Annotated in this window: 27 protein-coding genes; 10 read left to right on the forward strand and 17 right to left on the reverse strand. The window is 31.4% G+C overall.

The window, feature by feature from the left end:
- Window positions 1-272: 272 nt before the first annotated feature.
- The 3 genes from EM932_RS15590 (at window position 273) to EM932_RS15600 (ending at window position 2,846) form a co-directional block, all read left to right on the forward strand.
- A complete protein-coding gene (locus tag EM932_RS15590; protein ID WP_135878131.1) occupies window positions 273-1,322 on the forward strand; it encodes a nucleoid-associated protein in 1,050 nt (349 codons plus the stop codon).
- A gap of 115 nt (window positions 1,323-1,437) precedes the next feature.
- Complete coding sequence (locus EM932_RS15595; RefSeq protein WP_135878132.1) at window positions 1,438-2,403, forward strand: phosphotransferase; 966 nt, start codon at window positions 1,438-1,440, stop codon at window positions 2,401-2,403.
- Between the two features lie 74 nt (window positions 2,404-2,477).
- Window positions 2,478-2,846: a hypothetical protein gene (locus EM932_RS15600; RefSeq protein WP_135878133.1), complete on the forward strand. Its 369-nt coding sequence runs from the start codon at window positions 2,478-2,480 to the stop codon at window positions 2,844-2,846.
- On the opposite strand, the gene lipB is transcribed toward EM932_RS15600, so the two are convergent.
- From lipB to EM932_RS15615, 3 genes are read right to left on the reverse strand one after another with little or no spacing between them, the layout of a single operon-like run.
- The gene (lipB, locus tag EM932_RS15605; protein ID WP_135878134.1) at window positions 2,843-3,541 is read right to left on the reverse strand and encodes a lipoyl(octanoyl) transferase LipB; all 699 of its coding nucleotides are present in this window, start codon (window positions 3,539-3,541) and stop codon (window positions 2,843-2,845) included. The two genes, EM932_RS15600 and lipB, sit on opposite strands and share 4 nt — an antisense overlap.
- Before the next feature lie 4 nt (window positions 3,542-3,545).
- On the reverse strand, window positions 3,546-4,304 hold the full coding sequence (locus EM932_RS15610; protein ID WP_135878135.1) for a hypothetical protein: 759 nt from the start codon (window positions 4,302-4,304) through the stop codon (window positions 3,546-3,548).
- Between the two features lie 44 nt (window positions 4,305-4,348).
- Window positions 4,349-4,507: a YqaE/Pmp3 family membrane protein gene (locus EM932_RS15615; RefSeq protein ID WP_135878136.1), complete on the reverse strand. Its 159-nt coding sequence runs from the start codon at window positions 4,505-4,507 to the stop codon at window positions 4,349-4,351.
- A gap of 255 nt (window positions 4,508-4,762) precedes the next feature.
- Between EM932_RS15615 and lysS the strand changes: the two genes are divergently transcribed.
- Window positions 4,763-6,454 (forward strand): lysine--tRNA ligase, encoded by a 1,692-nt coding sequence (lysS, locus tag EM932_RS15620; protein WP_135878137.1) that lies wholly within the window; start codon window positions 4,763-4,765, stop codon window positions 6,452-6,454.
- 119 nt (window positions 6,455-6,573) lie between these two features.
- Here the strand turns inward: lysS and EM932_RS15625 are convergent, their stop codons facing one another.
- Window positions 6,574-7,008 carry a hypothetical protein gene (locus EM932_RS15625; protein ID WP_135878138.1) on the reverse strand — a complete coding sequence of 145 codons (435 nt, stop codon included), beginning with the start codon at window positions 7,006-7,008 and terminating at the stop codon, window positions 6,574-6,576.
- Window positions 7,009-7,288: 280 nt separating this feature from the next.
- Between EM932_RS15625 and EM932_RS15630 the strand changes: the two genes are divergently transcribed.
- On the forward strand, window positions 7,289-9,772 hold the full coding sequence (locus EM932_RS15630; protein WP_135878139.1) for a TonB-dependent receptor: 2,484 nt from the start codon (window positions 7,289-7,291) through the stop codon (window positions 9,770-9,772).
- Here the strand turns inward: EM932_RS15630 and EM932_RS15635 are convergent.
- The 8 genes from EM932_RS15635 to yiaA all read right to left on the reverse strand — a co-directional run bounded on the left by EM932_RS15635 (window position 9,769) and on the right by yiaA (window position 15,979).
- Entirely contained in the window at window positions 9,769-10,593 is an 825-nt protein-coding gene (locus tag EM932_RS15635) for an alpha/beta hydrolase (protein WP_135878140.1), read from the reverse strand. The two genes, EM932_RS15630 and EM932_RS15635, sit on opposite strands and share 4 nt — an antisense overlap.
- On the reverse strand, window positions 10,553-11,431 hold the full coding sequence (locus tag EM932_RS15640) for an alpha/beta hydrolase (RefSeq protein WP_135878141.1): 879 nt from the start codon (window positions 11,429-11,431) through the stop codon (window positions 10,553-10,555). Before EM932_RS15640 ends, EM932_RS15635 begins: the two co-directional genes overlap by 41 nt.
- A 207-nt stretch (window positions 11,432-11,638) precedes the next feature.
- The gene (locus EM932_RS15645; RefSeq protein ID WP_135878142.1) at window positions 11,639-12,211 is read right to left on the reverse strand and encodes a GDYXXLXY domain-containing protein; all 573 of its coding nucleotides are present in this window, start codon (window positions 12,209-12,211) and stop codon (window positions 11,639-11,641) included.
- Between the two features lie 10 nt (window positions 12,212-12,221).
- Complete coding sequence (locus tag EM932_RS15650; RefSeq protein WP_135878143.1) at window positions 12,222-12,872, reverse strand: DUF2459 domain-containing protein; 651 nt, start codon at window positions 12,870-12,872, stop codon at window positions 12,222-12,224.
- The gene (locus tag EM932_RS15655) at window positions 12,869-14,152 is read right to left on the reverse strand and encodes a DUF2157 domain-containing protein (protein WP_135878144.1); all 1,284 of its coding nucleotides are present in this window, start codon (window positions 14,150-14,152) and stop codon (window positions 12,869-12,871) included. The genes EM932_RS15650 and EM932_RS15655 overlap by 4 nt, the downstream gene beginning before the upstream one ends.
- Before the next feature lie 5 nt (window positions 14,153-14,157).
- A complete protein-coding gene (locus tag EM932_RS15660; RefSeq protein WP_135878145.1) occupies window positions 14,158-14,853 on the reverse strand; it encodes a CPBP family intramembrane glutamic endopeptidase in 696 nt (231 codons plus the stop codon).
- Window positions 14,854-15,024: 171 nt separating this feature from the next.
- A complete protein-coding gene (locus EM932_RS15665; protein ID WP_135878146.1) occupies window positions 15,025-15,381 on the reverse strand; it encodes a hypothetical protein in 357 nt (118 codons plus the stop codon).
- A gap of 115 nt (window positions 15,382-15,496) precedes the next feature.
- Window positions 15,497-15,979 (reverse strand): inner membrane protein YiaA, encoded by a 483-nt coding sequence (yiaA, locus tag EM932_RS15670; RefSeq protein WP_135878147.1) that lies wholly within the window; start codon window positions 15,977-15,979, stop codon window positions 15,497-15,499.
- Between the two features lie 155 nt (window positions 15,980-16,134).
- On the opposite strand from yiaA, the gene EM932_RS15675 reads away from it, so the two are divergent.
- The 3 genes from EM932_RS15675 (at window position 16,135) to EM932_RS15685 (ending at window position 19,736) form a co-directional block, all read left to right on the forward strand.
- Window positions 16,135-17,655 (forward strand): hypothetical protein, encoded by a 1,521-nt coding sequence (locus EM932_RS15675; protein ID WP_135878148.1) that lies wholly within the window; start codon window positions 16,135-16,137, stop codon window positions 17,653-17,655.
- A gap of 35 nt (window positions 17,656-17,690) precedes the next feature.
- Complete coding sequence (locus tag EM932_RS15680; protein ID WP_135878149.1) at window positions 17,691-18,902, forward strand: hypothetical protein; 1,212 nt, start codon at window positions 17,691-17,693, stop codon at window positions 18,900-18,902.
- Between the two features lie 384 nt (window positions 18,903-19,286).
- Complete coding sequence (locus tag EM932_RS15685; RefSeq protein WP_135878150.1) at window positions 19,287-19,736, forward strand: hypothetical protein; 450 nt, start codon at window positions 19,287-19,289, stop codon at window positions 19,734-19,736.
- A 109-nt stretch (window positions 19,737-19,845) separates the two neighbouring features.
- On the opposite strand, the gene hemL is transcribed toward EM932_RS15685, so the two are convergent.
- From hemL to EM932_RS15705, 4 genes are read right to left on the reverse strand one after another with little or no spacing between them, the layout of a single operon-like run.
- The gene (gene hemL / locus EM932_RS15690) at window positions 19,846-21,132 is read right to left on the reverse strand and encodes a glutamate-1-semialdehyde 2,1-aminomutase (RefSeq protein ID WP_135878151.1); all 1,287 of its coding nucleotides are present in this window, start codon (window positions 21,130-21,132) and stop codon (window positions 19,846-19,848) included.
- Between the two features lie 18 nt (window positions 21,133-21,150).
- Entirely contained in the window at window positions 21,151-21,957 is an 807-nt protein-coding gene (locus EM932_RS15695; RefSeq protein WP_246041107.1) for a glucosaminidase domain-containing protein, read from the reverse strand.
- Window positions 21,950-22,861, reverse strand: a complete 912-nt coding sequence (locus EM932_RS15700) for a 1-aminocyclopropane-1-carboxylate deaminase/D-cysteine desulfhydrase (protein WP_135878152.1) — start codon at window positions 22,859-22,861, stop codon at window positions 21,950-21,952. Before EM932_RS15700 ends, EM932_RS15695 begins: the two co-directional genes overlap by 8 nt.
- Window positions 22,851-23,189: a hypothetical protein gene (locus EM932_RS15705; RefSeq protein ID WP_135878153.1), complete on the reverse strand. Its 339-nt coding sequence runs from the start codon at window positions 23,187-23,189 to the stop codon at window positions 22,851-22,853. The genes EM932_RS15700 and EM932_RS15705 overlap by 11 nt, the downstream gene beginning before the upstream one ends.
- Before the next feature lie 58 nt (window positions 23,190-23,247).
- Between EM932_RS15705 and EM932_RS20955 the strand changes: the two genes are divergently transcribed.
- Together EM932_RS20955 and EM932_RS15710 are read left to right on the forward strand one after the other, a co-directional pair.
- The gene (locus EM932_RS20955; protein ID WP_170179822.1) at window positions 23,248-23,400 is read left to right on the forward strand and encodes a DUF5522 domain-containing protein; all 153 of its coding nucleotides are present in this window, start codon (window positions 23,248-23,250) and stop codon (window positions 23,398-23,400) included.
- Window positions 23,401-23,526: 126 nt separating this feature from the next.
- A complete protein-coding gene (locus tag EM932_RS15710; RefSeq protein WP_135878154.1) occupies window positions 23,527-24,093 on the forward strand; it encodes a DUF4136 domain-containing protein in 567 nt (188 codons plus the stop codon).
- 127 nt (window positions 24,094-24,220) lie between these two features.
- On the opposite strand, the gene EM932_RS15715 is transcribed toward EM932_RS15710, so the two are convergent.
- Window positions 24,221-25,324, reverse strand: coding sequence for a bestrophin family protein (locus EM932_RS15715; protein WP_135878155.1), 1,104 nt, complete (start codon window positions 25,322-25,324; stop codon window positions 24,221-24,223).
- Window positions 25,325-25,431: the final 107 nt, after the last annotated feature.

Raw genomic sequence — 25,431 nt, forward strand, 5'->3', positions numbered from 1 at the left:
AAGGCAGCTATTAATCAATTATTTACAATAAAAATCTCAAGAAATTTTACACTATTTCTTAAATGGATATTATGTGACAAATGAATATTTAAGAATTAACTGACAATAAGAATTCAGTCCATTGGGTGTACCCCAATTTAATGAATTTAAAATATAACGATAACCAAATCTAAAGTCCCCAGATCTTGAACGTCAAAGCATTTGCTTTGGCGTTCTTTTTTTGTGCTTATTTCTAATTATTTTAATAGTATTGCATACTCAATAGACGATATATGATTTCACGAAAAAATGCTTCAATCTCAAAATTCATTATTCATAAAGTTGGAAATAAGTTTAACGATACTAAAAATGCTTTTTCTGAGAATACAGTCGATTTTGATGAAGCCAGTTATGATTTAATGCTTCCTTTTTTACTCCGTCCTTTTGGTAGTGTGGTACAAAGTTATAGATTTAATCATCATGCCAGTATTTCTTTAAACGAGATTAACAGCTACTGTACACAACTATTTAAAGATGAAGATACTTTTATAGATGTTTCAAAACATATCGTAACCCATTTATTCGAACAATCTACTTCTGCCAATATAAAAACTGGAGATGTTCTAGTGGTTATGTTTGAAGGTATCGAATATCAAGATATGACTACCCATGCTATTGGTATTTTTAAGATAGAAAGCAAGGTTAATTTCTTCCAAACCTATTTAGAGAATAAGACTTACGATGTGTTGGTACAAAAAGGAATAAGCTCTAAAAAAGTAGATAAAGGTTGCTTAATTTTAAATCAAAGTGATACTGAAGGTCATATTATTTTGAGTGTAGATAATAATAGTTATGATGCACAATATTGGATCAATCAGTTTTTAAATATTAAATATGCAGATGATGCTAATAACCACACCCAACAATATATTGAGCTCTGTAAAGAATTCTCAACAGAAGTTTTAAAAACCAGTTATGGCGCACAAGAACATAATAGTTTTTTAGCAAAGACGATTGATTTCTTTAAAGAAAACGACGTTGTAAATGTAGAACGTTTTAAAGAAGACATTTTTGAAGGTGAAAAGCAAATAAGACAATTTGAAGATTATAAAAAGGAATACGAAGGTGAACAAAACTTAGTTATAAGAAACCAATTTGATGTTGCAGAGCGTGTTGTTAATAAAGAAAAGAAAAAGATTAAAACCGATATTAAACTAGATACCAACATACAGATAAAACTAGATATTGATGCTCCGGATGCTTCGGCAGAATATTTAGAACGCGGTTATGATGATGAGAAAAAAATGCATTACTATAAGGTGTTTTTTAATGCTGAGGATTAACCGGATTGTTATTTAAAATTAGTCGGATAAAAAGGAGCGGCAGTTTTAAAATGCAATTCATATATTTAAAGTATAAGTTCGACACTCTAAATAATATTATCTCTAAATTAGAAAAATGACCGTCTTCCCAGTTACAGCTTCTACCATTTCAGCACAAGCATTAGGAGTATTTGCAAAAGAAAAATACAAACTGAATAAAGATTACGAATGTAAACTATTTAGAACTGGAATGAATCACACCTATTTTCTTTCAGATAATGAAACAAAATATGTTCTGAGAGTTTATAGTCATAATTGGAGGTCAAAATCAGAAATTTTTGAAGAAATTAAACTTTTAACATTACTAAAAGAAAATAGCTTAAGTGTTTCTTTTCCAATTCAAGATAAAAACGGACAATTCATTCAAGAAATAAACGCACCCGAAGGCATTCGCTATGTCGTACTTTTTTCATTTGCACAAGGCAATAAAATTAGATTTATGCACCAAGAGACCTGTTTCTCAATTGGAGCACTTATGGCAAAAATTCATAACCTTACCTTAAGCAAAACTATAGACAGAATATATTATAATAAAAAATCACTTTTGGAGCTACCCTATGAACACTTAAAACAATACTTTTCCGAAACATTGCCTGAAATGGAATTTATTAAAAAAATTGGTGAATCTTTTCAAAAAACTGATTTCAGTAATATTCAAAACGGAGTTGTTCATATGGATATTTGGTATGATAATATGAGTGTGGCCAATAAAAAAGAAATTACAATATTTGACTTTGACTTTTGTGGAAATGGCCCACAAGTTTTAGATATTGGTTATTTCTGTAAACAACTGTTTCATATTGAAACCGATAAAAAAGAATACCAACTAAAAGTACAGGCTTTTTTGAATGGTTACCAAAGTATTAAACAATTATCTAAAAAAGAATTGAGATTGATACCTAAAGCTGGAATTGCTGTTTTTATTTTTTATCTTGGTATTCAGTCTCAAAGATTTGATTGGTCAAATATATTTCTATCGGAAAACTATTTAAAAATGTATGTTGGGAGGTTAAAATCTTGGATTGACTACCACAATATTTAAAAAAGCATTACCCTTACGCAACCATTCAGATTTTTCTTCATCTATTAGACACTATTAATATAATGTGGCTCATTATGAAGAAATCTCTTTTATTTGCCATACTTTTATTACTCACCTTTTTTTCATGTAAAAGTGATGACGATTTTAATAATACCTGTAATGTTTCAAACCCGATTGAAAACTTAGAGTGGTTAAGGGAAGCAATTGAAGAGTTAAAACAGTCCAGTTTAGCTCAAACTGGAGAAGTATATGTTTCTCAGACATATTATAAATATAGTACTATATTTATTTTTGGTAATTGCTGTGCAGTTTGTAATAGTGTCATTTCAGTTCATAATTGTGAAGGAAAGATATTAGGCTATATAGGTGACGATACTTTTAAACGTAGTCTGTTAGATAAATCAGTTATAATATGGAAACCAGAAAACTTTATTTGTAACTAAAAAAACTCTGCTTCAAAAAGGTTTGCAAAATGTTTTAGGAGTTTTTCTTTTACCTCATCCATAGAAACTTCTTTCACACCAAGTTCTATATTTAAAGAGGTTACCGCTTTACCACGAATACCGCAAGGTATTATATTGTCAAAGTACCCTAAGTTGGCATTAACATTTAGTGCAAAACCATGCATGGTTACCCAGCGACTTGCACGAACGCCCATAGCACAAATTTTACGTGCAAAAGGTGTCCCTACATCCAACCAGACACCTGTTTCTCCATCGCTACGTTCAGCTTTTAAGCCATATTCAGCAAGAGTTAGAATAATCATTTCTTCTAAAAACCGAAGGTATTTATGTATGTCTGTAAAGAAGTTTTCTAAGTCCAAAATAGGGTAGCCTACTACTTGTCCCGGACCATGATAGGTAATATCCCCACCACGGTTAATTTTATAAAACGTAGCGCCTTTTTCGGTAAGCTGTTCTTCATTTAAAAGTAAATTAGACAAATCGCCACTTTTACCCAAAGTATATACATGCGGGTGCTCCACAAACAAAAAATAATTCTTAGTTTGTAAACCTACTGCTTCCCGCCTGTTTTTAATTTTGGTATCTACAATGGCCTTAAACAACGTTTCCTGGTAATCCCAGATTTGTTTGTAATCTTTAAAACCTAAATCTTGTAGTGCAATTTGTTTATTCAAAATACTAATCCTCTAATACAACATCCACATTTAAAGCTTCCGGGTTTGATAAATATTCCATAAAACCAAACTCTACAGTAAAGCTTTTTCTATCGGCACTAAACAAGGCCTTTTCGTTTGAAACCGATTTGATTGGTTTAGGGAAATGATAGTTTAATTTATACATGGAAGATCCAAACATAACTGCCATCTCCCCCAAACTATCCGTTACCCTTTTATAAGCTTCTTTATCAACTATTTTAGCAACTCGCTTAAATGTTTTTCCATTAAAATCATACTCTAACGTCGTACTCTTATCCAATCCAGGAGATGAAAATGGATTAGCAGGACTATTAGATTGCCCTCCTTTTTTTCCTTTTTCCAGATCACTAAAACTATTCATTGCCTTAAACATATCCTGAAGTTCGCTTACTTCTTTAAAATCTGTAAACATATCAAACTTCATTTCTGAAGTTTTTGGATTCATAATCATATGCATGCTAAATGGCTCTAAATTCTTTAATTTTGTTTGTTCTTCTTCTGATAATTTAGAAATACTATCACGTTTTGCATCAAATAATTCTTTAAAACTAAAGGTTGAATCTATTGCTTCTTCCTGAGTTTCTCCCATTTTATCTCCTGTCATTTGCATGAGTTGAGTACCGTCAAAAGAAAATTCCATTCTACCAGAGCCATCATCATTTATATAAATGTTTTCAGAAAATTGGCAACTGGTAAAACTAATAGAAATAATAAGTACGATAAGTGAGTATAATCTGTTCATTTGATTAAGTTTTGGGTTTTAATTCAAGAAACAAAGATACGCTTTTATCTATTCGGATTGTTAATAATAACTAATGCAGCAATAACACCGGGCACCCAACCGCAAAGCCATAATAAAAAGACAATAAAAATGGAACCACACCCCTTATCAATAACAGCTAAGGGTGGACAAATAATAGACAGTAAAACTCTCCAGAAACTCATACTTTGATTTATTTTAATACTGAGATAACTCAGTTATAGATTGATGATTTAATTATTTGACGCTATCGTTTTTATTTTGTTACAGTTTACGTTAGATATCATTAATAAAAACGCTTTTATCCTGTGCTTCACAGAAAGATTGTAACTAGTAGTTTACAAACAAAGATAACTCCAAAAAAATCGTAAATCAATCATCGTAAATCGTAAATCAAATGATTATCTTTGTGCCTTTAAAATTCACACCGCATTTAGAATATGTCGCAATTATCAGAGCAAGAGCTTGTAAGAAGAGAAAAGTTAGCAAAATTACGTGCATTAGGTATTAATCCATACCCTGCAGATTTATATCCTGTAAACCACACCTCAAAACAGGTAAAAGACCAATTTGAAATTGGTAAACAAGTTGTTATTGCTGGTAGATTAATGATGATAAAAGTACAGGGAAAAGCAAGCTTTGCACAGCTACAAGATGCCGAAGGGAAAATACAGGTATATTTTAATCGTGATGAAATTTGCCCTGGAGAAGACAAAGAAAAATACAACGAAGTTTTTAAAAAACTTATAGATTTTGGTGATTTTATTGGTATTGAAGGCGAATTATTCACAACACAAGTGGGGGAAAAAACAGTTAAAGTCAAAGATTTTACTTTACTGAGTAAAGCTTTAAAACCACTACCATTACCAAAGGAAAAAGATGGTGTAGTTTATGATGCTTTCACAGATCCCGAGCAACGTTACAGACAGCGTTATGCTGATTTGGTAGTGAATTCACATGTAAAAGACGTTTTTGTAAAGCGTACCAAATTGTTTAATGCCATGCGTCAGTTTTTTAATGACTCTGGTTACTTTGAAGTTGAAACCCCCGTATTACAGCCAATACCTGGAGGTGCAGCTGCGCGCCCTTTTATAACGCACCATAACGCTTTAGATATTCCATTATACATGCGAATTGCCAATGAATTATATTTAAAAAGATTAATTGTTGGTGGTTTTGATGGTGTCTATGAGTTTTCTAAAAACTTTAGAAACGAGGGCATGGACAGAACGCATAATCCTGAGTTTACAGCTATGGAAATTTATGTAGCTTATAAAGACTACAACTGGATGATGGATTTTTGTGAGCGTTTATTAGAGCATTGTGCTATTGCCGTGAATGGAACGACTAAAGTCACTTTTGGTGATCATGAAATAGACTTCAAAGCACCGTATGCCCGTGTAACAATGGCTGATTCTATCAAACATTTTACAGGGTTTGACATTACCGGAAAAACTGAAGATGACATTAGACAAGCAGCTAAAGACTTAGGTATTGAAGTAGATAATACTATGGGTAAAGGTAAGTTGATTGACGAAATTTTTGGCGAAAAATGTGAAGGCAACTACATACAACCTACGTATATAACAGACTATCCAAAAGAGATGAGCCCGTTATGTAAAGAACACAGAGAAAACCCTGATTTAACTGAACGTTTTGAGTTAATGGTTTGTGGTAAAGAAATTGCTAACGCCTATTCTGAGCTTAATGATCCTATTGACCAACGCGAACGCTTTGAACACCAACTTAAACTAGCAGCCAAAGGGGACGATGAAGCTACAGAATTTATAGATCATGACTTTTTACGTGCTTTAGAATATGGTATGCCGCCAACATCTGGTATGGGTATTGGTATGGATAGGTTGATTATGTTTTTAACTAATAATCAATCAATACAAGAGGTTTTATTCTTCCCGCAAATGAGACCCGAAAAGAAAGCACCTGCTATTAGCGAAGAAGGAAAAGCACTTTTAGATTTGCTAAAAAAAGCAGAACGTTTTGCTCTTAACGACCTTAAATCACAATCAGGTTTATCTAATAAAAAATGGGATAAAACTATTAAAGAATTAACTAAAAATAGTTTAGCCAAGGTTGAAAAAACTGATGATGGTCTCTTTGTTGAAATGGTTTAATTATTATACCTAATTTATATAAAACAAAAAGCCAGTAATTTTTACATTACTGGCTTTTAACTAACTAATCAACTAACAACTTAAACTAACTAACAACTTAAACTAACTAAAATTTTAACTCACCCTGTATAAGGACAGAAATTTTCAGGCAGGTATTTTTTTGTATCAAAATTTACTTCAACGTCTTCTTCAATTTCAATAAGCACAATAGAATTCCAATCTAAATCGCCTTTTCCCTTTAGAGGATTAAAGTTTTTTGGCAGGAAAATTTTTGTATTAAAACTAAGATCTGCCTCCTCTTCAACTTCGTAAATCTCTATAACACTCCAATCTATGTCATGCAACCCTTTTAAAGGGTTGAAATTTTCTGGCAAATATGCTTTAGTATCAAAACCAATTTCTACTTCCTCATCCATTTTATAAACTTCAATACTACTAACATCTAAATAATGTTCTTCGCATGTTAGTTGCTTTAAACCATCTGTGTTTCCATTGGTAATAGCCGCTGCATTTAACGCAAACAACGAGCTAAAAATAAAGGCTAGTTTTATCATAATTTTTATATATTTTTACATTGCAAAATTGGTGTGTTTTTCGATGATAATTGCTTTGATTTAGAAACTTTTAACACTAATAACTATAGCTTTAACTTTTTTTATGAAAAAGAAGAATAATATGTTAATTTTTTAAGGATTCTAACAGCTAAAAACAACCCTTTAGTTAATTAAACCAAACAATTATCTCTTAGTCTAACCTTAAAATTTTTATAACCTGTTACTATTAAAAATTGTAGCTATATTTATTACTTAAAACAAACCTTTACTTACACTAAATATGATTAAAAAACTTGTAATCTGCATCACCATTATTACGCTTTTTTCTTTTACAATAGCTAACAACTTCAGAGAATTAGTACTAGAAAAACTTCAGAATTATGTAGGTGACTATCCTGAAAAAGTATATGTTCAAACAGACAAACCCTACTATGCTACAGGAGAAGATATTTGGTATACGGCCTATTTAGTTAATGGTATTGATCATAAAAGATCGGATAAAAGTCGTGTTATTTATGTAGAATTAATTAATGACAAAGATAGTATTGTTTCTAAAAAGCAACTGTACACAAATGATATTAGTGTTCCAGGTGACTTCAAAATAAAAAAAGAATGGACTCCGGGAAATTATATGCTTAGAGCGTATACTAATTATATGCGAAATAAAGATGCCGATTACTTTTTTCAGAAACAGATTCCTATTTGGAATTTAGTAGTAAATGATAGTTTAAACGACACGTTAACTGTAGCTGGCTTAGATAAAAACCAAACCCCTTTATTAGAAAAAGAGTTAGTTGAAAAACCAGAAATTAACTTTTATCCGGAGAGTGGTTATTTAATTAACGGGTTAGCTTCTAAAGTAGGAATTAAAGTTAAAGACAAGCAAAATAGACATATAATTGTTAAAGGCGCTATTAAAGATTCTGATGGTATTACAATTTGCCCATTTGAAACTTTTGAATTCGGTTTAGGCTATGCAACCATTACACCTGAAGCGAACAAAAGTTATTATGCCAGCGTAATTATTAACAATCAGGAAATACAATACCCATTACCAAAGGCGCTTCCACAAGGATATCATTTAAGCATTGTAAATAATGGTCATCAAATTATTCTAAAAGCCACTGCCAATGTAGATTTAGGTTTAAAAAACTCCTTTTTGGTAGCACATCAAAGAGGTAAACTCTTTTTTGAAAAACTGGAAACTGAAAATAAAAACACCTATACTATAAAATTAAATACTAGCAGTTTACAAGATGGTGTGGCTAATTTTACTTTATTTGATAATAGCGGAAAACCTGTTTGCGAACGTTTGGTATATATAAACAACCCAGTAAATGACATAAATATTAATGTTAGCAAAAATAAAACAGTATATAAAACCAGAGATAAGGTTACTATACAAATTGATTTAGCTGATAAAAATGGCAATCAGGCTCTTGGAAATTTATCAATGTCAGTAATTGACTTAGATGCTGTTGGACAAAACTCTAAGAGTGAAAATATTAAAACATATCTTTTATTGAATTCCGATTTAAGAGGAAAGATTGAAAATCCCGGTTATTTCTTTGAAAAAGAAAACGACCCAAAAAGACATTATTTATTAGATTTGGTTATGCTTACTCATGGCTGGAGACGTTTTACCTGGAATACTATTTTGTATAACGCTACAGCAGAAAAAGAACACTTTAAACCAGAAACAGGAATTTATATTTCAGGGCGTACTATGGCTTTAAAAGGAGCCAAGCAGTCGTTTTCTGCTGCTACCAGACTTACTTTTATGGGAAGCGATCCTTATCAGGACAAAAAACAATCTAATGCTAACGGGATATTCAAATATGGTCCTTTTGTTTTTAATGATTCCATTCCTACACTTATTGAAGCACGTGTTAAAGATTTTAAATCGGATGACAATAGAAAAAACCGATTTGTTAATATCCTTCTAAATGATGATTTTAATAATAGCCCAAAAGTTTCACGAAATACACTTTTAAAACCAAATGTAAATGACAAGCGTAAAATAACCAATTTTATAAAGCAATCTCAATCCATTACAAAAATAGAAGCTGAATTTGAAGAATCCGCAAGAGTGCTTGATGAAGTCATTATTACAGCACAACGAAAATCGGAACGAGAAAAAAGAAATGCACTATTAAATGAGAGAACCGATTATGGCTTCCCTTCAAACAGAATAGATTTAAATGATTACCCTAATAGTGAATCACTGACTATTTTTGACTTATTAGCTATGGTTCCCGGAGTAACTGTTAATAATGATTCGATCTCTATAAGAAATGGAGGAACTCCTCGTATTTTTTTAGATGGGATACCTGTTCAAATAGTCGATATTTCCCATATAAATGGTAGTGAGATTGAATTTATAGATGTATTAAAAGGAGCAGATGCTGCCTTTTTTAGCAATAGTGGAAATGGTGTTATTGCAATACATTCCAGAACAGGAGCTGGCATTAGAAATATAAACGTTAAACGTAAACCAGGAATTATAGATTTTAAAGCTGTAGGGTTTTATACAGCACGTGAGTTTTATGCTCCAGATCATTTAAACGGTTTTGATGAGGCTATTAAGCAAGATATTAGAACCACTTTACATTGGGAGCCCAAAATAAAACTTACCAGAGATGCTAGTAAGTCTGAAATTTCTTTCTTTACGAGTGATACTCGAAGCAATTATGCTATTAAAATTGAAGGAGTAACTGAAACCGGAATTCCCGTATACCATTTAACAACACTTGAAGTAGATTAAGGTAATAATTTTGCCATTTGACTGTGATAGGCTTTAAAATGATTTAAATTAGTATGTCTCCCGCCTTCAATTTTTATAAACGTTGCTAACGCTTTAGGAGCGGCACTAAAAAGCCTTTTACCAGATTTAAAAGAGATGACAAAATCGTCGGTTCCATGAAATATTGAAATTGGACATTTCACATTGGAGATATACTTAAAACTAGGAAACTTGTATTTTAACATCCCTTTTGTCGGATATATAGGAAACCTATGGTTCGCAACATCTTCAATACTATGGTAAGGAGCTTCTAAGATAAGTTGTTGAGGGCTGTTTTCTGAAGCTAAAAAGGTAGCTATACCTGTTCCAATAGAACGCCCATACAGTATAATATCCGATTCATCATAATGCGCTTTCAAATAATCATAACAATATTGAGCATCATTATAAAACGCTTCTTCGTTTAATACGCCAGTGCTTTTCCCATAACCCCTGTAATCCATAATTAAAACCTCATAACCCTTTTCTATAAAATACCCTGAAATTTTCTCCAAACGAGGTAAATTGCTTCCATTTCCATGGAAGTATAAAATAACTCCTTTAGGGGTTTTTACTTTAAAATGAACAGCATTAATAATCGCGTCTTTTTCAGTTTTAAAAAATAATTCTTCAAAGGGATATGAAAATGTATACGTGTAATCTTGGGGCAACTCCATTTTATAAAACAGCATTTTTTCCTGTGTAAAATATATTAAGGCTCCAACCAGAATATATAAGCTTATTAAAAAAATACCTACTTTTTTAAACCTTCGTATTACTTTTCCTTGACGTATGTTTAACATGTATACTTGTAGTTGATAAATCTATTTCTTCGGGAACTCTATTTAGAATTTCATGAATCATTTTATGATACGATTCAAAGTTATTTAAATTTTTATGTCCGCCACCAATTACTGAATGCAATTTAGTTAACTTCGGGTTTACAAGAGACAATCTAACGCTTGTTTTATAAGGAATAAGCTTATCGTTCGTGCCATGTATAATATGTATTGGGCATTGCACATATTTCAACCATTTATAAGTTGGCAATGGATATTTTAATAAAATAGACAAAGGCATAAAAGGCGCATAACGTGCTGTTACTTTAGTTAAACTGTAATAAGGCGCATCCATAATAAGCATTTTAGGTTGGTTCATCGAAGCTAATTTGGCTGCAAACCCAGAGCCTAAAGACCTCCCGTAAAGTATAATTCTATCTTCGGTTGTGAGCTCTTTTATCTTATCATAAACTTTTTGTAAATCGCGTTTAATAGCTTTTTGTGAGCGTCTCCCTGTGCTTTTTCCAAAACCTCGATAATCGACCATTAAAACATTATAACCATGCCTTGTAAAATCGACGGCAAACTTCCCCCACCCTTTAATACTTTTAGAATTTCCCTTTAAATATAATACAACCCCCTTACTTTCTCCTTTAGGGAAAAAACGAACGCTATTAATTATTGCACCATCTCTTGTTTCTAAATTATACTCCTTAAATGCCTGATTTTCATAATTGAATTGAAAATCTTCAGGAAGCTTTTCAGGTTTAAACAGCATATAGTCTTGTAGGTAATACAAAGCAATACTTATTACAATATAGGCGACGAAAACAAGTATGGTAATGTATAACCAATTAGGCATAGAAGTGGTTTAAGCTTTTTTGATTGAAGTGAAAAATAGTAATTTTATTCCCAAATGAAGGCTTTTTTGAGCTACATAGCATCGCTACGGAGTAATAAAAAGACAAAATGTGGGGATAAAAGGGCATTTTGTAGCCAATTATAAAAAGTTTAAATCACTTCATTGTTAAAAAGCGTTATTATACTAAGATACAATAAATGGAGCTAATTATTCCGAGTCGTCTTTTTCTACGTAATCCTTAATAGATATGTTATCAATTATAACATCATTTAAAACGGTTTCTCCATCCTTAATATAAACTAACGCATGTGTATTATTTGGTAGAGAATCTCGCTGTCTATTCCTCACAGCCACTTCAGCATCATACGCTTTTGTTTCTTCCATATAATAACGATTAAAAGGAAGTTCTATACTTAATTCATTTGAGTAATTTGAATACCATCTTACTTTAGCCTTAATATAATCGTTACTATTATTTGATATTAAAGCTCTATTAATAGTATCAATTTTAGCAAAACCTAGACTGTCTTCAACTAAATAAACGTAAATAACTTCATTTCGTTGCCATAAAGAATCATTTGTTTTATACGTATTTATCTCATAATTAAGGTTTATATATTTACCCTTAAATGGATCTGTAGGATCAACAGGTTGTGTTTTAAACTTATATACCGTTCCTTTTTCTAAAATTGTCTCCTGGTTAAAAATCATTTGAAAAGGAATAAACAACTGTATTAGCACTACAATTATAAATATTATGAATATATGTATTGTTTTCATTTTTGTTTTTTTAGTCTGTATATTTATTAATTAACCCAAAATCGAATGGCGTCCAATAACAACTTTTTAAACCGCTGGTTTTAAATGCGGAATTAACCCAGGTATTGCATGTTTTAAAGCATGAATAACTTCCATTTGCTCTATAAAATTCATCATTATCTGAATACCCTTTACCTTTTAAAATTATTTTTTCACCGCTACCATCTAGTTTAAAAGAGTCCGACAAGTAATGATTCAAAGTTTCCAACTGTACTTTAGTAACATTTACAGCAACCCAATTGGGGTACTTCCTAAAATACTTTGTTAAATGAATTAAAGAGTTGCCTTTAAGAAACAAAGCATCAAAAGCGTTCTTAAAAGTTAAATCGCCCCATGTAGGTGTATTTAAGTAAAAATTTTCGTCTCCCCAACCAAAAGACAAATATTGTGCTTCATCTTCAACATCTAATCCAAGAATTAATCCTTCATCTATTTGATGCACCGGAATAATAACATCCAGATGAACACCATTTGTATTAAGATATATCGTATTTACAGCATGTACATTATCAACGGTTTTATTTACTGTAACGAAAGTTAATAGCAAGGATACAATGATATAACCTGCAGGGATCATTGATAAATACAAAATAGATCTGATTATTTTCTTTAAGGGTTTCATAGTTTTCTTTTTAAGGTCTTTTGTTTTTTCAACATGACATAATTGGTTAAAAAGAAGCCTATTCCGACACCAACAAATAATAACCCTCTTAGTACAAAGCTCATATTTGTGTCAAAAAAACGACAAGCAATTAGTATTGTAACAATTAATAAACCATAATTTAAAACTCCAAAATGAAACGTATCTGCTCCAATTTTCACGGCCATAATTCCTAATGTTAAAATAAGGAGATTTATTAGCACTACAGAGGTTTCCATAGTAACTAAGCTAATCATAAAAAAACCTATGAAAAATAGAAAGGCATATTGAAAAAGGTTAAAATCTCGAATCCATTTTTTTGAATACGAATAAACCACTACGACAAGCGTTAAACAAAAAAGCACTACTGCTATATAAAATGCTTGCGAATTAAAATTCAATCTATTTATATAAATATCTTCCCATAACCATTTAAAACTAGTCAACATTAACATATAAATAGTTCCTAATGAACCTAAAACCAAATAACCATTTCGTCTTAATTTTTGATTATTAAAAAATGGTATCTTACCTATGTTATATAGTAATCCGAATAAAAGCACATAAATTAAAAAACCAAAATTACCATCACCTCTTACAAAAGCGCCCGTTACAATTACAATACTTAAGGGCAGAAGCCAATTTAAAACTGAAGTTATATTATGTGACTTTTTTTGTTTTAATAGTTTATAATAATGTGGTAATAGTGATGCCAATACTATTAAATACAACCAGGGCGTTCTATTTCCTGAGAAATACCCGAAACTACATGCATAGCTTGTTATAAAAATAATTTGTAAAAGGACTAATGCATTCGATCTTAGAAGGTAAATCAATGGCAAGCACAACAAAATCCATGTTAGTAAGTAATCACTTAAATCTCCTGGAATATTGTAAATCTGACTCACTAAAGCCATGCTTGCACCAACTGCGAAAAACAGAAATACGCCTGAGGCCTCTTTCCATGTAGCACTTTTATTCTTTAGAATGGAATACCCTACAACGATTTGTCCAATCACTAAAGGGACAAAAGCAAAAATTGTTTTTACTGTTCTTGAAAAATCATCCCAATTATGAGCTAATATTAATATCATCCCAAGCCCTACCAATGTAGAACCTAATACAGCAAAAACAGTAAACAGCCTATTTGGTGAATCATGCTGTTTTGACCGATAATAGGACACTATTTTCGAGGCTGTGTCTTCGGTTATAACTTGTTCTGCAACAAGCTCGTTTATATCTTTTTGAATTTTTGAATTCATTTTTTTTAATTTAAAAATATTAAAAATACATCTTGAAAAGGGTCTTGGTTAACTACAGTATAATAAAACAAAGCGCCTAACCACCCATGAAATATTCCCATTGCATATATGTTTTTTACTTTTAAATATACATAACCATAAAATAATGCCAAAATGAATGTTCCTATCATGAGCCACATGGATGGAAAATGTACTACAGAAAACAAAACAGCCGTTATAACTATAATTAAACTTTTACTTAGTTTTTTACTATTTAGATCGTTTAAATTCCCAGCAACTAAACCAATAATTAAAAACTGTTGAACACTCCCCCAAATAGGATATGTAATTAAAAGTGGCAAAATATGCCATGTTAGGTTGATTGTATTTTGAAAATACCCTATACCAATAATCAACATAAGCGAAACCATGCTAAAAGGTATCATTAATTTTAATGCCTTCTTAAAATTATCGGTTCTAAAACCCCAATATTTTATAACGCCTTTTTCTATTTTATATCTAAAAAAGATATATAAAAACCATGATATACTTGCAATAACAACAAAAGGCAATCTCCAATTGAGATAATCCATAAAAATAAATTTTCCCAGTGCTGTTATAACAACACCCAAGATCTCAAATAATCCCGTTTTATTAGAAACTGGTCTTTTTAATTTGGTTTCAGAAAATTCTATTAAATCTTTAGTGATATTATGTTTCATTTTTCAGTTTTCTTCTAGTTAATGAACTCGTTTAAACTTTTTGTTTTTAACCGAAAATGAGATGAAATTTATTCAGATGAGGTACTTTTTGCAAAGCATAGCAGAGCTACGTATAAGAAAAGTAACAAAATATGGGTAAATTTCAGCCATTTTTTAGGAAATAGAAAAAGTTTAAACGTATTCTATACTTAAAAACCAAAGTGCTACTATAAAAGACAATATAACTATCGCTAAACCTAACAATAAATACGATTTACAATAGTTTATAGCCACTTTGTTTCTTAGTCTATTACAAAAAACATATAACAGAAGAACCAAGTCTATAGTAAGCATGCTAAATAAAGTAACATTGGAAGCTATGATAAAACTATTAGAAGTTGCCATAGTACTTTGACCTCCTAAAGCTAAGCTTAGTATAACTATTCCAAAAACCAATCCAAGTAGTAACACTAAAGACAGCAAGAAACGACTTGAATTAAGTTTTATTTTTAATATGCTTTGAAATTCTTTTTTTAAAGTATTAATCATTTTCAAAAGGTTTTTAAAACCCCGCAGCGAAACTGCGAGGCTTTGGGTTATCTAACTAACCAACCATCAAAACAACCCTTTATAATTTCTGTTTTGACCAACTAACATATTTAATCTATTTTTCTTCTTCAGTACTTCGGTTAATAAACTGCACATCTCTTGTATTTTTCTGCACTGCAATAGCAGAAAATAGACTTAACAAAAACGACATGCCGTAAAACCCTTTTTCACTTAAAAGCAAATCAGCATTCCATAGCCCTATAACTAGTAGCACAATAGAAGTCACCGTTGTAAACCAACTAATACCATAATAAATTTCTGTAACCGGAATGTCTTCTAATTTATCTCGCACGGCTTTTTGTACAGATATAACTGAGAACAATCCAAAAAGAAGAATTGTAAAATAATAGCCCTTTTCATTTAATAACATCTCTGCATTCCATAAACCAATGCAATATGATGTGATCCCAATTAACAAGGCAGACCAAGATGCTCCTATAAAAGCTGGTGTTGGTTTTTGATCGTAAATCTTCTTCTCTTTTTTGGTTTTTGTTTCTTTTGATTTTTCTTCAACTGAAACTGATGTTTGATAATTCATAATTATTGTTTTAATGATTTGATTACAGGACAAAATTGCAACACTTGCCTAGTACATGAAATACAATGTTTAAATAAAACTGACGATATAATTTCATTAAATGAATCATATTTTACTATATTTATTAATACTTAAACAAAAAAACTGACGATTTAATGAGTAATTTAAATGATATTATATCTACTTTTTCTTCTGAAGACCAACATCGATTTACAACCTATTTATACAAAAAGAATAAACGTAGTGATGCCAAAAACATTCAATTATTCAATTATTTACTAAATGACAATTTAGATTCTAACGAGATTTGTTTAAAACTCTACGGAAGCCTTAAAAAAGATGCCTATCACGCTTTAAGAAAACGCTTATATCAATCCATCATTGATTTTGTTGCAAACAACAGCATTCAAGAAGAAAATTCTATAGATATGCAAATTATTAAGTACATCTTGGCTTCAAGATCATTTCTGTATCATAAGCAATATAAAGTTGCATACAAAGTTTTAGACAAAGCCGAAGTATTAGCCTCAGAACATTACTTATTCCCACTACTTAACGAAATTTATCATACTAAAATTCAATACGCATACACAAACCCTTCTATTTCAATTAATGAACTTATCTCGAAATTTAAGGCAAATCAAAAAAATCATCAACTAGAAGACCAGCTTAACATGGTCTATGCAAAAATTAAATACACATTAAATAATATTTCTTACAAAGGAGACGTTGTCGATTTTCAAACGGTTTTAAATCAAACCTTGCAAGAACACAATATTAGCATTAACGAGTCTATGTCTTTTAAGTCTTTATACCAATTAGCAACAATTGCTAGTATTTCGGCTTTTGTAACTAAAGATTATTTACAAATAGAACCTTTTTTAATAAACACCTACAATATTATAATCACTCATAAAAACAAAGAAAAACAACTCTTCTATAACATTGAAATTATATACCAGATAGCTAACACCTTATTTAGAAACAAGAAATTTAATGAGTCTTTTCACTATTTGGAATCCATGCACAAACACATGCTTTTAAAACAGAAAAAATACTATACCACTTATAAGTTAAAATATAATTTACTGATAGCACTCAACCATAACTATTCAAACAAACAGGACATAGCAATAGAAACATTAGAGCCTTTAATAACCACTAAGCACCCCGATACAGAATCGTTATTAGACATCTATTTGAGTCTTATTATGTTTTATTTTCAAAAAAATGATTTAAAAAAAACGCATACCCTCTTTTCTAAATTTTATCATACAGACCATTGGTACACTGAAAAAGCTGGAAAAGAATGGGTCATAAAAAAGAATTTAATAGAAATTTTACTTCATATAGACCTTAAAAATATTGATTTAGTAGAATCTCGACTTCTTAGTTTTAAAAGGAATTATTATGATTATTTAAAAAGTATTAATCAACAACGTGTTATTACATATTTAGGTTTTGTTGAATCTTATTATAAAACACCGGAAGCTGTTACTTCAACCAAATTTAAAAACGCTGTATCACAATCTTTCGATTGGGTTGACATCCATAAAGAGGACATTTTTGTAATAAGTTTTTATAGCTGGCTGAAAGGTAAAATGAATAATAAAGACCTATACACAACTACTTTAGACTTAATAAAACAGTCTCAGCAAGAATTAACAAATGCATAACAATTCATTTTTTAAACTTTAACTATTTTTATATAATGCTAAAAAGGGGGTTTTTTATTGTTTTTTGTATTTATAATCATTTTGTTGTCGCCCAACGAAAAGATAGCTTATCAATAAAAAATGGCATTGACAATCCCAGCCTTTTAACGACACACCATTTTGGTATTTTTAGTTCCAGAATTAACACGAACTTTAAACTCACTCCTCCAAAAAAACCAGTACTCACTATAAGTTCTACAAGTGGAAACTCTTTCCACCCTTTAGTTGAAGGATACTTTCCAAAAGATCCAAAAGTCCGAGAAGCACAAAGCAAACTTATTTGGTATGATAGGAATTTCAATTTCATTGATCAAGAGATAACTCCTGCCGATTATTTAAGCATTGTTATAGACGCTGTTATTAAAGAATTTAGACTAAGCATAAATATTCCATTAAATAAAAAACACGAATTAGGAGTTACGCTACGATCTTATTTAATAACGAAAGGTAAATACCCGTTTTCACCATTTACCGGCGATGAAAGTATTGAATGGTTTCATAGTAATATCAACGGAGGAGAAGACCCATTCGGAAGGCGTTATTACGGTTTAAACCAAGTTAACTTTAGATATTTTGACAGGAATGGAAACACACTTGAGTTAAATAATAATGATTTTTTTATAGGAGGTATCGAATTAAGTCATTTTTATTATCCAACGTTTTCAACGAGTAAAAATATATTTATTAATTTTGGAAGCCATTTTGGTATTAATACCTCCAAATTTAATTCATCTCTAGACTTTAGTCTTTCCGCTAATGTTATTAAAAGAATTCCGTTTAAAAATAACTACGAGTTTAATATAGGCATTGGAGCAAATGTTTTACGTAAAAACCTCATCGACTTTAAGAAAGTTATCGATTTAGGTAATAATCCTTTTTTGGCAACTGCTGAGGGAAATATCGAAATAACCAAATACACAAAAAAGGGTAATTATAATTCATTAGGCATAAACTACCAACTCCAATCTCGTTATAATAAAAAAGAAGAAAGAAATTACTATAGACTTTTAGGAAACTGGGAAGAAATAAACGGTGGCTGGCATCATGGCGTTGCAACTTTATATAAAGCACAGTCTAATTGGTCTTTTATATATACTTACGGTAGGTCTAACTATAAACTATCTTTATTTTTCAAGGAAGACTTTTTAGTAAATAATGCTCCAGATTTTCAAACTGGTGTTTCTTTAAAAATCCCTGTGTTTAAATAATTAACTTCATTATACCTTTTGTCATTCCTCCTGCTTGTGCTGAACTTGTTTCAGTAAAGCAGAAAGCCACTTGAATATTAGGAATATTAAGTCACTGTTTGACTATTTACTCAAATATATGTCGCTTCATACCTTTTGTTGCATGTATGCATAATACTTTATAGGTTTAATTAAGATGCAAAGTCAATATTGGTTGGCTGTTTATGTTTTTAAGTATTTTTTAACCAGTGTGAATTCCTACTGTAGTTTATCTTGAGTGAAGACGAAAGGTAGGAATGACAAAGAGACATTAATTATTGTTAATATTAGGTTAAAATCAAAACACTTTTTAAACCTTTTAATAAAGGTGTAGTCTAATTTGCAAATAATATAAAAGATATAAAAATGAGAAAATTAATAGTAATTGCTATAGCATTAATATCTATTCAGGCTATAGCGCAAACTGAAAGAAGAGACCGACCTGAAAGAGCACAAAAAATGAGTAATCTTTCTGCCGAAGAAATGGCTACTTTAAGAACAAAAAAAATGACTTTGTTTTTAGACTTAAATGAATCACAACAAAAAGAGATTCATAAAATAAATCTGGAAAATGCGACTTTACACAAAACAATGATGGAAGAACGTAAGACCAGAAAATCAAATGGAACTGCTCAAAGACCTACTAAAGAAGAACGCCTTAAATTGGAAAATGCCAAATTAGACCGTAAAATTGCCATGAAAGCAAAAATGAAAAAGATATTAGACAAAGAACAATATGCCAGATGGGAAAAAGCACAATTAAAAATGGCTAGCAAAAGAAAAGATAAAAAGCGTGGTATGAATAGAAAAAAATAAATTCAGTTTGTTGATTGATTTTAATTTGATTACTTAAAAGGGCATTTCAAAAATTTGAAATGCCCTTTTTCATTTGTTTTTTTTAGTAAGATAAAAACCTTTTGACTTCTCAAAAGGTTTTTGCAACCGAATTCACGGCAGCTATAGTAAAATCCAGATCTTCATAAGTTAAAGCATCCGCAATAAACCATGTTTCGAAAGCACTTGGCGCTATATAAATACCTTCATTTAACATACCATGAAAGAACGCCTTAAATGTATCGTTATTTCCTTTTGCAGACGTTTCAAAATCTACAACTTCCGAATCATCAAAATGAACCGAAATCATAGAACCAACTCTGTTTATAGTATGAACCACATTGTTATCATTTAAAACTTTAGAAATTCCTTTATGTAAATACGCCGTTTTTTCAGCTAAACGATTAAAAATTTCGGAATCATTATTTAATTCATTTAACATCGCTAAACCAGCAGCCATAGCTAAAGGATTACCACTTAAAGTCCCTGCTTGATAAACTGGACCTAATGGCGCTAAATGATTCATGATCTCATTTCTGGCAGCAAATGCTCCAACAGGTAAACCACCTCCAATTACTTTTCCGAAGCAAACAATATCTGCATCAATACCAAACAATTCTTGTGCACCACCTTTTGCTAAACGGAATCCCGTCATAACCTCATCAAAAATCAGTAATACATTATGTGTATCGCACAAACCTCTTAAAGCCTTTAAAAAACCTTCTTTAGGCGGAATACACCCCATATTTCCAGCAACGGGCTCTATAATAATACAAGCCACCTCATCTTCATTCGCTTCAATTAATTGTTTTACATTTTCAATATCATTGTAACGAGCCAATAATGTATCTTTAGCGGTTGCTTTTGTAACTCCGGGGCTATTAGGTGTTCCAAAAGTAATAGCACCGCTACCTGCCTGTATTAAAAACGAGTCACTATGTCCGTGGTAACAGCCCGCAAATTTTATAATTTTATCTTTTCCTGTAAAGCCGCGTGCTAAACGTACCGCACTCATACATGCTTCTGTACCAGAATTTACAAATCGGATTTTATCAATATTAGGCACCATTGAAACTGCTAACTCTGCTATTTGAGTTTCAATTTCTGTTGGCATCCCAAACGATGTTCCTTTTTTTGCCTTTTCTACTACAGCATTTACAACAGGGGCATACGCATGACCTAAAATCATCGGACCCCAAGAATTAATATAATCTATTAATCGGTTATTATCTTCATCATACAGATAAGCTCCTTTTGCTTCTTTTACAAAAATAGGGGTACCTCCAACTGCTTTGAATGCTCTTACCGGCGAATTTACACCTCCTGGTATAACCTTTTCTGCTTCTGCAAATAGCGAGCTACTTCTTTTATAGTTCATAAATTTATGATTGATTACTTATGGTTTTACAACTAACACCTGTCCTATACTTAAGGTTGTATCGCTTAACCCGTTTAATTTTTGAAGGTCATTAACTGTAACATTATACTTCCTTGAAATAGAATATAGCGTATCTCCTTTAGTAACAGTGTATGTAATAGCTTCAGATTCTGAAGTCGTTGGCATTTCAAATGCCTCATGGGAATCACCCAATACGTCCTTATCTAATTTGTACAATTCGTAACGTTCAATAATACTAATTAATTTCTGAGGATATTTTTTATCGGTAGCATAACCTGCCGCTCTTAATTCTCTGGCCCAGCCTTTATAATCTCCTTTTTTTAATTTGAAAAGCTTCGCATAGCGCTTTCTATCTTTCAAGAAGAGCGAATGGTCTCTAAATGAATACTTAGCATCTTTGTATTTTCTAAAACATTCTTGTGCTCTATCATCATCATGATAAATTTTGGCTCCAGTCCAACCATGGCATTTAATGCCAAAATGATTATTGGCTTTTACAGAAAGACGTCCTTTACCAGAACCCGATTCGAGAATCCCTTGAGCTAATGTGATACTTGCTGGGATACCATACAAATCCATTTCATGCTGAGCTATTTCTTGATAAACATCAATGTATTTCTCTGTAGCATTCGCATAGACTTTAGTTGAAGTTTCAGACGTTTTTTTTATTTCTTCTTTATTATCACCTATTACTACGGTAGTTGTATTAGGCTTTTTTGCAACTATTGCTTTTTTAGAACGGCAACTAAAAAGGAAACATCCTAAACATAATATTAACGCTATTTTACTTATTCTTCTATTCAATTATTGGTAAATTTTTATTTTTTAATACTCTATTCATTCCTTTAATACCTTGTAAGCCCCCAGTATGAATTGCTAAAACCTTTGAACCCTTTTTAAAATAACCCTTATTGATTAAATCAAAAATCCCAAATATCATTTTACCTGTATAAACAGGGTCTAAGGGTATTTTATTTAGTTCTTTAAACTCATTGATAAACGCCACCAACTCATCATTTATTTTTGCATACCCGCCAAAATGATAATCGGTTATCAAGTCCCAATTCGTTTTAGTTACAAATTTACTAATATCTTGTTGTAAAAAATCACCTTTTAAGGCTGGAAAACCTAAAACTTGTTGACTGAGTTTTGAACAATTTATAAGTCCAGAAATTGTTCCACCTGTTCCAACGGCACAACATATATAATCAAAAGCCTCGTCTGTTTCTGTTAATATTTCTTCGCAACCCTTAACGGCTAAGGCATTTGTACCTCCCTCTGGTATTAAGTAAAAATCATTAAACGTGTCTTTTAATTTAGCTAAAAAAGCCTCAGATGTTTTATTTCTATATGCCTCTCTGGAAACAAACTTAAACTCCATCCCATTTTGCTTGGCAAAGCTTAAGGTTTCATTTTCTAAGATTTTATGTTCTAACTCCTCACCTCTAATAACACCAATCGTTTTAAAACCCAATAAATTCCCAGCTGAAGCCACAGCTGCTATATGATTAGAAAAAGCACCTCCAAAAGTAAGAAGCGTATTAAATCTTTCTTTTTTTGCTTCTAGAAGGTTGTATTTAAGCTTTCTATATTTATTTCCAGATACAACAGGATGTATCTCATCTTCCCTTTTTATAAACAGCTCGATTTCCTTACTATTAGGTAAATTTATTGGTTGGTTTATACTACGTCCTAGCTTAAACATCATTAACGCGAATATACTTTAAAAACCCCCAAAATGGTCTGTGTTTTAAATAATCTAGATTAAATTCATTAGCATAAGCTTCACGCTCAAAAGAAATATTCCTATAAGCTAAATCCCAATTTTTATATTGAAATAATCGTATTAAAAATTCAATAGCATACACCAAATAAAAAGGAATCACGAACAACTCTGATTGTTGTTTTAAATGAATGCTTTCATGATTAATTAAAACAGTATGTTTTTCTAAATGCTTCGATTTTAAAAACACAAAAGGAAAAATGGTTAAACCCGTGTACCCATTCGGCACTAAATATTTCGAAATTAAAATCATACTTTACAAGAATCAAAAATCAATCCAAATTACATTATCTTTGTTTTAATACAATAAAATGAAAAAAATAATTCCCATAGAGGAAGGTGATTACTACTTAACACCAGAAGGTTACCGCTGTTTTACAGAGCAATATCACTTAAGAAGAGGCTATTGTTGCGAAAGCGGATGCAGACATTGCCCTTACGGATATGATAGAAACAAAGGGTAGCAAATATTTCTACAGCCTTATATGTCAAAGGCTTGGTACGATTATTGATGCTATTACAAATAAAAAACACTTAAAATCAATGATTTTAAGGCTCATTGTTTAATGTAGAACTAAAACAAAAAGGCTATGAAAAAACTATTAAATTTTTTACCACTTTTAGCACTGCTTATTGTGATTACTTCTTGCAGTTCTGTACGCGTTGCTGCAGATTATGATAAGAATGCTAATTTTGGGGAGTACAAAACTTTTGCATTTTTTAAAACAGGTATTGACAAAGCTGAAATTAGCGATTTAGACAAACGAAGAATTCTTCGTGCTATTGAAGCTGAAATGCTAACCAAAGGCTTTACAAAATCTGAAAACCCTGATTTATTAGTAAGCCTTTTTACAAAATCTCAGCAACGTGTAGATGTTTACAATAACTCTTGGGGTTATGGTGGCTGGGGTTGGGGTGGCTTTGGTCCTTGGGGAGCAGGTTTTGGTCCTGGTTGGGGCTGGGGTTGGAATCAACCTAGTGTTTCTACTAGCACACAAGGTGTTTTATACATTGATCTTATCGATTCCAATAAAAAAGAACTGGTTTGGCAAGGTATGGGAACTGGCTATTTAAGCAGAAATATGGAGAAAAAAGAAGCTCGTATTAAAGAGTTTGTAACAGAAATTATGACGAAGTATCCTCCGGTAGTTCAATAATAAAAATAAAGTTGTCATTTTGAGCACAGTCGAAAAATCTCATAATCATTGATGTACAGATGTTTAATTTTTAAGAGATTCTTCGCTTTGCTCTGAATGACATTCTTGAAATAACTTTATTTTTTTATTACATCACTATATCATTCGGCCAAACGTATGGCTCCGGAATATCAGTATCATCAATAAGTTGTCTAATATCAATCTCAATACCTCTACTCATGTCCGTAATAGGAACATCGTTAGGGCCTCCTTCAAAAGGGTTCTCGGTATTCTCTCCAATAGCCTCCATAGTATGAAACACCCACGAAATTAAAGCACTAAAAGGCACAGAAAACCATACAAAATGCCTTGCTATAGTTTCTTGCACTACATGCATTAATGATGTTTGTTCTTCATGTTTGTTTAACACCCCCAAGATTTTCTCACCAAAACTCTCAAACCCCTCCATAATCCCATAAGGAATTAATAAAATAAAAATCCAAACAAACAGATAATTAAGTGTCGCAAATTGCCTTGGATAAGGAAAGTTCTTGATACGCTCACTTTTTCCTTGTAGCGAGTAAAACTCTACCAGCATATTCATCATTTCCATATGCCTAAAGTCTTCTATCAAACCTTCTTTCATTAACTCTTTTAAACGTCGTGATTGGATTCCTAATAATTGAGATGCCTGATTTCCTTTTGCAAAAACCTCTTTATAATCTGCTTCTGTAAGATATGGTCTTATAGCACCTTCCTGATCTTCTACGTCTTCACAAACTCTATATTTTGAAGCTCGGAATTCCCGATTAGACCGCTTGGCTTTAAGATGCATTTCCCACGGTTTATCTTCTCGTAATTGGTAACGTAAAGCTGTTAACCAGGCGACATGCCTGTGCACTAACTCTCGTTTAATTGCTAGCATTTTGGCTTCTGTCCTATCTTCTACAGTATGATCATTATTAATAAAATCCTTTACCATGATTGTCCAGGAGCGTGATGCATTAACAATGCCTCCCCATATTTTTCGAGCTTCCCACAGTCTGTCATAAGATGCATTATTTTTAAAACTCACAACAAACGCAACCGCAGTACCCAATACTCCAAGTGGTAGCCAAGGTACATGTAGCCACTTTAACCCTATTACATCAAATAAAAAAACAGGTATTAAAGCTAAAAATATAAATAAAAAAATGTGTCTTCGAGTCCATTTTAAAACTCCTAACACTGGAAATATGCGTCTTGTGTACATAATTTTTCAGGTTTAATAAAGATATAAAAATACTAAAATATGCTTCTAATCAGAATTATTAAAAACACAAAAAAACCAACGATTATTTAAAGATTTTGTATTTTTAC

Origin of the sequence: Flavivirga rizhaonensis, assembly GCF_004791695.1 — a bacterium.
Classification (GTDB): Bacteria; Bacteroidota; Bacteroidia; order Flavobacteriales; family Flavobacteriaceae; genus Flavivirga; species Flavivirga rizhaonensis.